Genomic DNA, 13931 nt, shown 5'->3' with positions numbered 1-13931 from the left:
GGTGCCGTGGATCTTGGTGCGGCGCATCCAACCTTACCGTAGCTACCGTCGCCAGACGGTGGAAATACAGCTCAGCAATCCACGCTCTGGCGAGCGTAGCTACGGCGAAATTGACTTAAGTTGAGAGCCGCAGGGAAAGCTCCGATTGCCACGATGGAAAACACGCCAATGAATCATTTGCCCCCACGACATCATCGCACCGTGTTAAACTATCATAACCGCAGTCTCGTGGAGTCACCGAATGTGTGTGATTTTGCCCTGACGACGGTTCCCCCTTTTCTGTGCGACGATCTCGATTTCGGATGCTCATGAATCAGTTCAGCTCGCCGCCTCGTCTCGATTCCCCCGTTGAGCTTCACTATGCCTGTCTGTCCAAAGTGCAAACGCTGGATCGAGCTTGGCCAACGATGTCTCGAGTGTGGCATGGTCGATCCTCAGATGACGGCAATTGATATTCATATTGCAAACGCTGCTGGCACCGCAATTGGCCCGAGCCCAGCCAATATCCCCAGCACGCGGCCGCTTCTACCCGAGCGGCGTGTCCCCACACCACTGCTGATCGCGTTGGATGATGACAGCGAAACCGACGGCGAAGTGTTGCGGCTGCGGAAGGCCGAAACCACGCTCGGCCGCCGCCAAGCCGATTGGTGCTTTGCTAACGATGCCGACATTTCCTCGCTGCACGCCAAAATCCAGCGGACCAGCGATGCCAACGGCGGCTGTCTTTGGCAACTGGTCGATCAACAAAGTACCAATGGCACCTTTATCCGCAAACCGATCATTCACCTTGCCCCCGACGACTCGTTTATGATTGGCGGAGTTGGTTTCCGCTGGGAACGCACGCAGGGGACACCACCCCAATTTCAGCTGCTGGAAATCGGCAGCTCGTCGTACGAGATCACCATCCCGACCGGAAAACGGTTGCAAATTGGCCGTGATCCTACGTCGGCGGATATCGTGTTGAACCATATCACAATCGATCCGCTTCACGCGGTGCTGAGTGAAACCGGCAGCGGTTGGATTCTCGAAGATCAGAACAGCCACAACGGAGTCTGGCACCGAGTCACCTCGGCCACGCTACAATCCGGTTCAACTTTCATCCTCGGAGAACAGCGTTTTGTATTTCGCTTGCCAGGTGACTCCGCTGCCAACTTCAATCGCCACAGGATAATGCCATGACTCGGCACGAATCGATGACGTGGACAATCGGCAGCGACCGCAACTGCAGCATTGTCGTGAACTCTCCTGACATCAAGCCGTTGCACTGTGAAATCCGCCATCACGATGGCGTTTTTACGGTGTTGCCGCGTCAAGGCCGCGTGGGCGTCGCTGGCCGCCAATCTGCGATCGATTTCATCGACCAACCACGACGCATCCTCGCCGCGGAGCGACTCTATTTGACCAAATCAATCCTGTTGCCTTGGCCCAGCGAACAGGGAGCCGACGCCGTGCTGAGCGTCGGCCGAGCATCGGATTGTGATCTGACCCTGGATCATCCCGAGATTTCCGGACGACATGCGATATTGATCGTTAGTAGAAGTGGGACTTGCGTTCTGCGAGACGCTCAAAGCCGCAATGGATTGTTTGTCGATGCCGATTTCAGAAAACGAATCAACGCCTGCTCGCTAAGCCCGAACCAAACGGTTTACCTCGGCTCGCGTCCGATTGCCACTGAAGAATTCATCCAGCTTGCTGCTACGCATTCCAATCAGTCGAGGTGGACAAAAAAACATGGGGTTGCGCATCCCAGTGCGGATCCGAACCGTCGCCGCACGCGGATTCCTGCCTTGGCATGGCTGCCGCTGCTGCTGACAATTTTATTAGCGGTCTATCTATTATCGGCCTCGTTTTCCGCTTCCGAATCGATGACACAAAAGCCAAGCGTTGACTTGCAGGAACCGATGGATGCTCCTGTTCCGCACGAATCCGCCGAGAACGCGGTCGATTCCACACCGCACACCGCTAAAGTCCCGTCCTCTGAATCCGTGACTCCCATTAACACAGCTGCGGTACCACCGATCACGCCACCAATGGTCACACTGCCACAGGAGGCGTCCTTTTCCATCGACGACTGTGTCTACTGGGTGCTGATCCTGAACGAAGAAACGCACAGCTACTTTCGGCTCGGAACCGCTGTTGCAACCGATGACCATCTTTTGTCCACGACGGGATCGATCGTGCATAGCATCACGATGATGCAGCAAAACGGCTACTCACAGCCCAAAGTGGTACACATCGCGACGATGCAAGAGTACGCGATTACGGCGTCCGGCGTGCTTGCCGAATTTGATAAACGAGTTCAAACGTCCGAACTTCTTCGCCAGCAATACATCCAGCAAAGCGAAGCGGCAAAAGCGAGCAGTGATGAGGTAAATTCATCCGAAAATCCCTCGCTCCAGCAAGCCGCTCGGCTTGTGAATTTAGCCATGACCGCCGCTGCGTCAGCGGATGTGGGCTGGCTGCGAATCAGCAAGTCCATCCCCCACGTCTCACTCGAAAACCCGCGATCGATGCGACCGGGATTGGCCGTAAAACTGCTGAATTCCGGGTTTGATCACGAGGATCCGTTTTTTGATTCTGCTGAAAAAGCGAATTTGGAGTGGCTCGCCTTACGCGTCCTCGGGCAAGACCCTGAGTACGATGGGGTTGCCGGATCGCTACGAATCAAAGCGACCGCCGAGCAAGTTCAGGGCTTGAATTTGCTCGGTGCTCCGATTGTGCGAGACACAGCGTTATTGGGGTTGGTTGCTTATCAAGCACCGCCCGACGAACACTCAGCGGTTATACTCGAAGTGGTTACGGCGAAGACGATGGCCGCAGCGATCCCGACGGCCAACGAGTCTACTCCTTAGGAATTCCTGCTCATGCGATTTACGCTTTTCTTTCTGCTGGCTGGCTTAGGTGTAACGCAAACATGCCCAAGTGCATCAGCCCAAATCGTGATCCGAAGCAATTCCAGTGACACGATCAGCAACCGCGTCAATGCACAAGCGAACTTAATGAAAGCCGATGGCGAACGGACCCGAAGCCTCGCCGAGGCGAGGTTGTTGTTCGCGAAGTCGGAGATCAAATTGGTCGAAGCGGCTTCGAAGAAAGTCGACCTAAAATTGAAAGTCATGCAGAACTATTGGAATATGCAAGAAGAGTATGACGTTCGCAAATGGAACAAGCTGGCAGCAGACATTGAAAACCGTCGCAAGCCGATGGTCGAGCAGCGAGCACGCGTGGCGTCGCTATTGGACCGCGCATTCAGCGATCCCGCCAATTCACGATACGCCGTGCGAAACGGCAATCTGTTCAACTTTTTGCTCGACCAGATCAATGCTCAGCAAAATGGTTTCCTTTCGGGCGGGGATCTGTCACCGGGGATTTCCGCCAATTTACCACTATTGAGCGACGAAACGCTTGCTGCCCTACAAGTGCAAACGCCCGCATCCGGGGGAGCTATCGCGATCTCGCTGACCAGCCCGCTTCCCGATCTATTCAAAACTTGGCCATTTGTGTTCCGTGATCCTGAATTTACAGTCGAGCGAGACAAGATGAGCGAACTCGCTGAACCGATGCTAAGCCGCGAAGTGACACCAGAACAACAGTTTGCACTTTCAAAACAATTTGCCTCGACGTTTGAAGCGATCTCGTCGAAATTCTACCATCGTTATCCGCCAAACAAACGCAAAGGCTTGTCGCTTGCCGAGTGGCGACGGATCAACGATGCCGAGGCTTTTCTACGCCGCGTTAATCAAACCGTCATGCAGGCGGCGGAAACCGATGTCAATGCGATCCAACGCAAAGCCTACACCGAAGCCTACCCGCCCGAACAACGCAATATCGCCACCCTCAGCAAATTCATGCTGCAAAATGGAATCCAATTTGGCAAAGCCAAACCGGGAACCGAGTTTGTCTACGACCAAATCGCTCCTCAATTTCGCGAACTGTTGGCACTATTGGAAATCAATCCAGACGAAGAATGGATCGCCGATGCAATGGTCAACATGGATTTGGCGAAAGAAGTTCGTGACGAACCCGCCCCCAAACCCGCAGCGGATGCTGCCAACAAAGACGACGCGCAGGATGAATAATCGCTTGCAACTCAGTGACGCAGTGAACGGATGAGCGACAAAACCATTCTGATCCAGCCCGGTGATCCCCGCCGCTCGCGTGCCGAGTCGACCGTCCGGCTTCGCGTCACCAAGGGACCTCACGCCGGAGCTTCGTGGACCTTTGCAGAAGACGCCACCATCACAATGGGGCGGCAAGCTCCGTCACAACTAAAACTGCCGCTCGAACCCGCATTCTCTCGTGAACATCTTTGTTTGCAGATCGCCCCGCCACACGTGCAGTTAACCGACAATAATTCCAGCAACGGGACTTGGGTCAACGGCGTCCGTTTAGTCGCTGCGTCGCTGGTCGATGGGGATCGATTCGGTGTCGGTGAGACCGAGTTCATCTGCGAAGTCCTGCATGCAGAGCAGATCTCGCTGCAGAGCCAGCCTGAAGCGGAACCGCATGATTCTGCCGAGCGGACGCGTGATCATTCGGCACCGACGACATCCGCCGTCGATTTCCCAGCTTCACAAAGACAATCGACACAAGCGTCGATTTTACAAACACGGATCGCAGAGAGTCAAACGCAGCCCCCGTGGTGGCGTGACGAAGCGTCGCCGCAGCAAGGCGAAGCAAACGTGCTGGCGATGGGAGTCTATCTGCTCAAGCGGGTAATCTCGCGTGATCGCAGCTCGACGCTCTACATCGCAAAAGATCATCGCACACAGACGCCCTATCTCGTGAAAGTCTTTCACGCCGGAGTCGCTTGCAGCGATGAAGCGAAACAAGCATTCTTTCGCGAAGCCGCGGTGCTGACCAGTCTTGATCACCCGCGTATTCTGAAAACGATTGAGTTCGGAATCGAGGACGACAAACCGTTTTTGGTGATGGAATCGGTCGATCCGCTGAACCTACACGCCACAATCGATGGTCAATCACCCGAGCGACGAATCGTGACCGCAACATGGACCGTCTCGCGTGTCTTGCAAGCGATTCACTGTGCTCATCAGCATCAAATTGTGCATCGCCGCATCCATCCGTCGAGCATCTTTGGGTATCGCGAAGGACGCCATTTGCAAATCAAACTCGGCAACTTCGAACCTACAATCGACGGCCAAAACGACGACCCTAGTTCGATGACGCATGATCGGTCGGCGACCGCCACGCAGTCCTACCTCACCCCCGAGCAACTGCACAATGCACCTGCGCAACTGCATGGTGCACCTACGCAACTGCGAGATGCGGCCGCGGCGACTCCGGCGGTGGACCTATTCGCGTGCGGTTGCTGTCTGTTTCGGTTCGCTACCGGCAAAGACCCTGACATGGTGTTTCAGCCCGAGAAAACGCACGCCGTCTTGGACGTTGCCACGTATCTACCGGAAACGCTCCGGAACGTGATCCGCCAATCGATCGACGTCGACCCGGCGCGGCGATTCCCGACCGCCGAGTCGTTCGCCGAAGCGATCTTTCCCTTCCACCAACGCGTGTGAAAACGGTTACTGATTTCATGGAAGGTTTAAGGTAGCGAAACTCGCCAAGAGTTTCGTCGTGCATCTTAAAGCACCGAAAGTCTTCGCGACTTTCGCTACGCCGGAGCCTTCTCTTGTTGCCCCTTGCCTATCGCGACAAGAACAATCGTTTGCTCAGCAAACGTGGGGCCCGAATCAACAATGACGTTTGATCATCTTCGCTGGCGACATCGTTATTCGGCGTGCTGTCGACGTCAAATTGGTCCGTCGTGATCACCTCGACCGGCAACTCCTTCACCCCTCGTACGTCAACGGTGGCGTTGAGAATCAATTGGGCGCGGACGCCTGGTTGCAGCGGCCCTATGAACCAAATACTGGTCGCCGGATCGTAACTGCCTTGCCCAGGGTTGGCCGAAACCAAGGTTAATCCTGAGGGGACCGGGGCGCTGACCGAGACCCCCGTCGCCGTCGCCGGGCCTGCGTTGTCGGCATTGATCGTGATCGCGATCGTGTCGCCGACCACCGGCGTTTCATTGTCCACGCTGGCACTGACCGAAACATCGACCACGTTGGGCGTGATGCTGACCGACGCCATGTCGTCTTCGCCGTCAATCGCGTTCCCCGGAGTGCTGTCGGGATCGAATTGGCGACTCGTCAAAACTTCGGCGCGATTGATGGAAGTATTCCCCGACGTCACGGTGGCCACGATCGATAACGCCGCCTGAGCCGCACTTTCAATCCGTGGAACGGCCCAAATGCCGGTGATCGCGTCAAACGTGCCGATGCTTGGCGTTGCCGACACAAATGTCAGTCCAGGCGGCAACTGGTCTCGCACGGTTACGCCCGTGGCCGCTTCGGGACCCGAGTTGGAAAGATTCAGCGTGAACGTGATATTCTCGCCACGGTCAGGCGTCATGTCGTTGACGATCTTCGTCAGTGCCAAGTCGGCTACGGGTGTGGAGAACGAAACCGATGCGATGTCATCTTCTGTGACGACTCCGTTATCCGGCGTGCTGTCAAAATCGGTTTGGTCCGCTGCGGTAACCTCAGCTGTGTTCGTCGCCGTGCCTGAACTGAGCACGGTCGCACGAATCACCAGCGTCGGCGTGGCACCGTCGGCGACCGTCCCCACGCTCCATAGACCACTGGTCGCGTCGTAAGTGCCTTGGCTCGGAGTCGAACTGACAAATTGAACTCCGTTAGGAAGCAGATCGGTCACCACGACGCCGGTGGCACTCGACGGGCCCGCGTTGGTCAGCGTGACGGTGTACTCGATCGTGTCGCCAACATTTGGCTTAGGTTCATCAATCATTTTGCTGAGTGCCAAGTCGACCAATTGAGGCGTCAACGTGGCGCTGGCAGTGTCGTCTTCGCCGGCGACTGCATTGCCCGGGGTGCTGTCGGGATCGAATTGGCTTGACGATGTGATTTCCGCCGTATTCGTTTTTTCGCCGACCGAATCGACCGTGACAATGATCTCCAGCGTTGCGGATGCCGCATTGGCCAGCGTGGGAATCGTCCACGTTCGTGTCGCAGAATCGTAGCTGCCAACGCTCGGTGTCGCGCTGACAAAGCTCAGGCCCGCCGGCAACGGATCGGTCACCACGACGTTCGCCGCCGCATCCGGTCCCGCGTTCCTAGCCGTCAACGTGAACGTGACTTGTGACCCGACGTTCGGTGTCGAGTTGCTAATCGTTTTTTCGAGCGACAAATCGGCACTCGCGGGCGTGACGCTGACGATCGCGTAGTCGTCTTCGCTTGTCACATCGTTCCCAGGCGTGCTGTCGATATCAAATTGATTCGCCGAAGTGACTTGGGCGATATTCGTTTTCTCGCCCACCGTGTCGACTCGCGCCGTCAACGTCAACGTTTGCGAACCGCCCGCGACCAGAGCGCCGACATTCCAAATTCCGGTGGTCGCGTTGTAACTGCCTGCCGAAACGATGCTGTTAGTCAACGTAAAACCCGCTGGAAGCAGGTCGGTCACGATGACACCAGTTGCGGGGTCAGGCCCAGCGTTAGCAACCGTCACGACAAAGTCAACGTTTTGTCCGACGGCTGGACGATCCACGCTTGCCGTTTTCGTCAGCGACAGATCAATCTGCGGTGGCGAGATCGTGACTTGGTCTTGGTCATCTTCGTCAGGTTCGTTGTTGCCCGGCGTCGAGTCGGGGTCGGCTTCGTTGGCTGTGGTGACGCGGGCGGTGTTCGTTTTGGCCCCTTGTGTTTCCACGAGCGCCACGATGTCGAGCGTCTCGCTACCATTAGCGGCAACCGAACCAACGCTCCAAATTCCGGTCAATGGATCGTAGCTGCCGGTACTTAAACTGGTCGACACAAACGCCAATCCTGCGGGTAGGATGTCGGTGACGCGGACGCCAGTCGCATCGTCGGGGCCGGTGTTTCGCAGCGTGATCCGGAAAGTAACGTTCTCGCCAATATTGGGATTCGACTTGCTGGCGGTTTTCGTCAGCGCAAGATCGGCAATCGGGACCGCAAAATCGACACTCGCTTGATCGTCTTCGTCGGGATCGTTGTTGCCCGGGGTCGAGTCGATATCGACTTGATTGGCTGCCGTGACGTGAGCCGTATTGGTCGCGCTGCCCAGTGCATCGACGCTGGCGACCAACGTCAACGTGGCAAAGCCGTCCAGTGCCAACGCACCTACGTTCCACGCCCCTGTGGTGGTGTTGAAACTTCCTTGGCTCGGCGTGCTGCTGACCAACGATAACCCGACGGGCAACGTGTCCGTGACCACCACCCCCGTCGCCCCCGAGGGGCCTGCGTTGGTGACGGTGATCGTGAAGGTCACGTTGTCGCCCAAGTTTGGACGAGCATTATCGATCGTTTTTGTCAGCGACAAGTCGATTTGCTGCGACTGCAGCGTGGCAACGGCCTGATCGTCCTCGGCCGGATCGTTGTTATTTGGCGTCGAATCAGGATCCAATTGATCGGCGGCAATAATCTCTGCCGTGTTCGTCACCAGGTTCGTCGAAGACGTACGAGCACGGATGCTCAGCGTTGCAGGAGTCGCCGACGTTAACGTACCCACCGTCCATTGCCCGGTCGTTTCGTCGTAGCTGCCACTCGACGCTACCGCGTCAACAAAAGTAGTCCCGCCAGGCAACAAGTCGCGCACGACCACGCCGGTCGCATCGTCCGGCCCAGCGTTGGTGGCAGTGATCGTAAACGTGACAATGTCACCCACATTCGGCGTCGCCGTATCGACGGTCTTGGTCAGCGACAGATCGGCACTCGCTGGCACGACACTGGTCGACGCTTGGTCGTCCTCGCTTGCGACGCTATTACCAGGAGTGCTATCGATATCAAATTCGTTCGCCGCGTCGATTTGGGCGATGTTGGTCGTGTTTGCCGTCGCTGTAAACTGGGCAGTGATTTCCAGGGTTGGTGTGTCGGTCGTGGTGACGTCGCCCACTGTCCATAGCCCGGTGCCCGCATCGTAGTTTCCTTGCGAAGGATTTGCCGACACGAACGTCAATCCGGTGGGCAGAGCGTCCGAGATGACGACACCGGTAGCCGTGTCGGGCCCTGCGTTGGCCGCCGTGATGGTAAACACAACGTTCTGGCCGATGCTCGGTCGCGGCACATCCACCGTTTTTGTCAGTGACAAATCGATGGTGCGAGGCGTTAGGGTGATCGTCTCTTGATCGTCTTCGCTCTCGACATCGTTCCCTGGCGTGCTATCAGGATCAAACTGATTGGATGTCGCAATTCGAGCCGTATTGGTCACGACGTCGGCGGCTTCGATTCGAGCGTTGATCGTTAACGTTGGCGTTGCCCCCACCGCCACATCACCTACCGTCCAGATACCCGTCGATGCGTCGTAGTCGCCGGCCGTCACGGTCGACGAAACAAACGCGATTCCGGCAGGCAGCACATCCGTGACCGTCACGCCACTGGCGTCGGCCGGGCCAGCGTTAGCCAACGTGATCGTAAAACTAAGTGCGTCGCCCACGTTGGGACGCAGATCGCTGGCGGTTTTGGTCAGCGAGAGATCGGCGATCGGGGTGTCCAGTGCGACACTGGCTTGATCATCTTCGGTTGCGTCTTGGTTATCCGGCGTGCTATCGATGTCGGCTTGGTCGACCGCAGTCACCTCGGCTGTATTGGTGCGAGGACCAATCGTATCGACGCTGGCGACGATCGTCAGCGTCGGAGTGGACCCGACCGTGATCGAGCCGACGCTCCACAATCCCGAAGTGGTATTAAAATTGCCTTGGCTGGGTGTCGCCGAGACGAGGGTCATTCCACTGGGCAGCACGTCGCGAACGATCACGCCGGTGGCCGTATTGGGGCCTTGATTGGCGGCCGTGACAGTGAACGTCACGTTTTGACCCACGTTAGGTGTCGCGTTGTCGATGGTTTTGCTCAGCGAGACATCGACTTGTTGCGGCGAGACTTCGACACTGGCCAAGTCGTCGTCGCCAATCACATCATCGCCGGGAGTACTGTCGGGGTCGGCCTGGTCGACTTGGCTGACCTGAGCCGTATTGGTCGTGGCATTTGGCCCGGTGGTCGTGGCCACGATCGCTAATGTGGCGTTGGCGGCGTTTACAATCGCGCCGACATTCCAAATCCCGGTGACTTCGTCGTAAGTCCCCTGTGACGGCGTGCTACTGACAAACGTTAATCCCGCCGGCAACAAATCGCTGACCTGCACATTGGTCGCATTACTCGGCCCCGTGTTATTGACCGTAATCGTGAAGGTCACGTTTTGGCCGACCGACGGCATCGCATTGTCAACCGTTTTGGTCAACGAAAGATCGGCACTCTCGACATTGACAATGTCCTGAACGATCACCGTAGGTCCGATCGTGCCGACCAATTCGACGGTGCCGTTAACGTTAGCACTGCCGCTGATTTCGATCTCGATCGCTCCGACACTATTTAAATCCGCGACACCCCCGCCGCCGTCAACGAAGGATGTGAATGGCAAAAATTCTGCCGACGACGGAGTCCCCCCGGTATCGGGAATGGCCAGCGTCGCGGTGCTGAATCGTGTTGCCGTTGCCCCATCGCCGTCATCGGAATAGATGCGGACGATGGCGGTTCCACCGGCGCGGTCCGCTCCGACTTGTAATCGAACGCCTGCCGCGGTCCCAGATTGTGTCAGGTCGATGCCGGCGAGCCCGGTGTCATCGATCGTCAATGCGGTGCCGTCAGGCCCGTCCCATGAAATCCGCCGTTGTCCATCGCCAAGTTGGGCGGAGTCAAACGACAATAAATCGGGAAGCAGCGGATCGTTGACACTCAATTGAATCGAGCCGGTCGCACTCGTTTTGTTGACGAACAGGTCACGTTCGCCGCCGATGACTTGGGGTGCTGCCACACTGCTGATCACCGGATTGCCGTCCGCCGTGGTGTCCGAGACGCTCTGTGCCGCCGAATTGAAGCCATCGATCGTTTGGATGATCTGGCCCTGCACCGCAGTACCACTGATCGAAATCAGCGGGGTGACCTGTTCCGACAGCGAGCGTCCATCGATGGTTTGTGCCGGCTGACGCACGAAATACGAACCCGCGGTCAGACGCGGGAATTGATATTGGCCGCTGGCCGCAGTGGTTGTGCTAGTGACCGACGTGTCAGTAGCAATGTCAAACGTGTTGTCACCGTTGTCGCGGTACAGCTGGACGGTGGCGCCGTCGACGTTATCGCCACTGTTGGTCACGACTCCCTGGATCGTTGCCAAGTCGACCGCGACCGCCAACACGCGGCGGTGCTCGAGCAGCTCGACTGCCAATCGACGCCGACTCTTACGGCGAGCCGTTTTAGACGGAGCCGATTTAGACGGGGCCGATTTAAGCTGGGAGAGGAGGTTGGAAACGGATCGACGTTGAAAAAGACCTGGTCGAGTCATTTGCAGCACGCTTGTTTTCCAAGGAATGGGATGTCCGTATGCCCCTGTATGTGTCACACATCAGACTGGATAAAACAAGGGGCCTAGGAAAGCGTGGCGATCTATACCGATTGTCGGACAGTGTCCCAGTGAGAATGCTAGCATTGTCGATCCGCTTTCCAAGCGGTTGGCGGTCATTCATCTGGACACAAACCGCGCGATCGAGCGACGATTCGCCTGTCCCACATTCGGCTGTCAAAATTGCCTTGCGTCCGTTCCTATCGTGAGAAAGTGCTTGGCCCCCCACTCTCCCGGCATCGTCGTGAACTGCATCGGAGGTTGCAGCTCAAAGCTGACGAGAAAAACAGTGGTTTCCACAAACAAGCCCGCTGCGATTTCGCACGGAGGGCAACGGGTAACCGAAAAGCCATCCAGCGAACCAAAAGGATTTGTAGCAACGAGCCGTACCTCGCCAACAAAAAATGGATTAAAATCAAGGCAATCAAAAACGAGCCTCCAGCATGGAGTCACTTCCCCCATAAAGTTACGACACCGAGTCGTACATAACACCGTTGGCCACACCGGGCCGCGTTGGTAGAATCAGACCAAGACCAACGTTTTCTCGCTCTGAATGGGAGGCGTCGGCAAATGCATCGGTTGGACAAATCAAGTGCTTGCATCTGTTGCGGTTTCGCTAGTGCGCAAGAGAGTTCTCCTTTCTTTGGCTGCGCCGAACCCTAATCTCGATTTGGTGCCAAGCGACAATTGCATGATCAGATCGATCGGTCGTCGCTCTTCGCAGCCCATGTGGTACTGAGGCGATCTGTGGCTTCCTCTTGTTGCGTTTTCTGGTCACCGACAGACACGGATTCGCACCGATACACTGTGGTCGCTTGCATGCCCCCTGGAATCGATGGCGTCTTACCAGTGCACAGGTGAACATACTCTTAAGAACTGCGTGGCTCTGGAAAGTTGTTCTGGAGCGTCATTCTGTGAGTGAGCAATCGTGACGGTGAGCAATAGTGATGGGGCATTATTCTGAGACTTGCAGGACGCTAATATTGCATCCCCCCCGCCACTCGGTACCATAGGTATCTGAACACAACCTATTAGTGGGGCCAGGTATTTGATGTCTATCCGAGCAAGCGACCCACGGTCCGATGGAATCCGAAAATTTCTAACCCTCATTCGCAATGAGTTGAGTTCGCGATTAGATGGCGATCATCGTCAACTGCTTTTCGGTATTCGGCGGCGAATGCTGTCGTTCATTGTCATGCTAATCGTATTGGGTTACGGCATCGGCTATCTGAAAACGGAAACACTGGTCGACTATGTTGTGTCGCGTGAGAAAGTCGACTTACAAGACGAGTCACAGAACAAAAAGCTAGCGATGGAACTGGCGTTGCAAACCGCCTATTCACAAATCATCTCTCATGAGCGGCTCCCGAAGGCGGGTAAGAAACTCGGTCCCCTAGAGAGCAATGAAGCGACATCGTTGCTTGGGGCGGAGGCCATTGATCTTCCACTCAAACCTCTGGACCCGAATCGCGGGATCAGCGACGGTGCACTCCTCGCGACAATCGATGCCAACGACTTACTGAGCCATTCGGCCCACTTGGACGAGCACTTCGAAATTAGCTCGTTACGAGAATTAGCCACACACGACAGCGCAAACCCAAGCCATAGTGTCAAGACACTTTGGTCCCGCATTTACTGGGCTCCCCGCACCCCACATCCTGGCGTCAAACACACCGACGAGCACGTTTGGATTCAATTGTTGCGTCGCGAAAACGATCGCTCTCCGATCGCAGGTACCGTCAATGAAGATGCAAAGTCACCCACACGATTCCAGCTGTTTCGACTGGATCTCACGCCGGTCATGCGAGATCTGATTCGTGGAACCCGGCAATTAAATTATTTCGTCGGTAGAGATCAGCGATCCAAACGACTTTGGGTGTCGCCCACTGGCAACCCCAATCCACTTCAAGCGTCTGAAGACAATTCATTGAACTCCGTAGACTTGCCAACGCCTCTAGAGTTAGCGATTGAAAAATTCGAACTTGTTAATCCGCCAAATAAGGGCATCCCTCGAAGTGGATATTTATGGTCAGGAGAAGAGGCTGACGAGGGTGTGAGCGTGGATCAATTGCTAATTGCGAACGAAAAACAGCTTTCCAACTCGCTAATCTATAGCGAGACGTACAAGATGCCAAACGCGATCCTCGAGAAACTCAACACCGACGTGGGCAAGGTGCGACTCGAACAGATTGAAGAATTAATGCGAAAACAAGACCCCTATGTTCGCATCGATCCAGTTGACATGACTGTGGGTCAAATCCGAATTCGCGCATTAGGCCCTGAATACTTGGCGCTGTCTCAGACGTTTGTGCTTGCATACGTCAGAGAATTGGAACCCAATGCGAAACTGAAATGGAAACCCATTGTGATGGACAACTTCGTGTTGAGTGTCCAGCGTGTCGAACTACCCGTCGATTCCCTAAATGCCAATCACAATCGATTCCTGGGCTACCTTGTGCGTTCCGCTTCGCTCGAAGAAATTC

General features: G+C 56.0%; 6 protein-coding genes. 5 read left to right on the top strand and 1 reads right to left on the bottom strand.

Features of this window, described 5'->3' with window-relative positions; translation table 11 throughout:
- Positions 1 to 360 precede the first annotated feature (360 nt).
- From ABX962_RS15145 to ABX962_RS15130, 4 genes are read left to right on the top strand one after another with little or no spacing between them, the layout of a single operon-like run.
- A complete protein-coding gene (locus ABX962_RS15145) occupies positions 361 to 1179 on the top strand; it encodes an FHA domain-containing protein (RefSeq protein WP_372720809.1) in 819 nt (272 codons plus the stop codon).
- Positions 1176 to 2852 carry an FHA domain-containing protein gene (locus ABX962_RS15140; protein WP_372720808.1) on the top strand — a complete coding sequence of 559 codons (1677 nt, stop codon included), beginning with the start codon at positions 1176 to 1178 and terminating at the stop codon, positions 2850 to 2852. Before ABX962_RS15145 ends, ABX962_RS15140 begins: the two co-directional genes overlap by 4 nt.
- Before the next feature lie 12 nt (positions 2853 to 2864).
- Positions 2865 to 4079: a hypothetical protein gene (locus ABX962_RS15135; protein ID WP_372720806.1), complete on the top strand. Its 1215-nt coding sequence runs from the start codon at positions 2865 to 2867 to the stop codon at positions 4077 to 4079.
- Between the two features lie 30 nt (positions 4080 to 4109).
- Positions 4110 to 5534, top strand: a complete 1425-nt coding sequence (locus ABX962_RS15130; protein WP_372720804.1) for an FHA domain-containing protein — start codon at positions 4110 to 4112, stop codon at positions 5532 to 5534.
- A 127-nt stretch (positions 5535 to 5661) separates the two neighbouring features.
- On the opposite strand, the gene ABX962_RS15125 is transcribed toward ABX962_RS15130, so the two are convergent.
- The gene (locus ABX962_RS15125) at positions 5662 to 11274 is read right to left on the bottom strand and encodes a DUF11 domain-containing protein (protein ID WP_372720802.1); all 5613 of its coding nucleotides are present in this window, start codon (positions 11272 to 11274) and stop codon (positions 5662 to 5664) included.
- Between the two features lie 1294 nt (positions 11275 to 12568).
- Between ABX962_RS15125 and ABX962_RS15120 the strand changes: the two genes are divergently transcribed.
- On the top strand, positions 12569 to 13931 hold a 1363-nt coding region (locus ABX962_RS15120; protein WP_372720800.1), incomplete at its 3' end, for a hypothetical protein.

It is taken from the genome of Novipirellula sp., assembly GCF_041583735.1.
In the GTDB taxonomy this organism is placed as follows: Bacteria; Planctomycetota; Planctomycetia; order Pirellulales; family Pirellulaceae; genus Novipirellula.
Note: the sequence above shows the minus strand (reverse complement) of the source record. Positions and strands in the feature narration are given on the sequence as shown.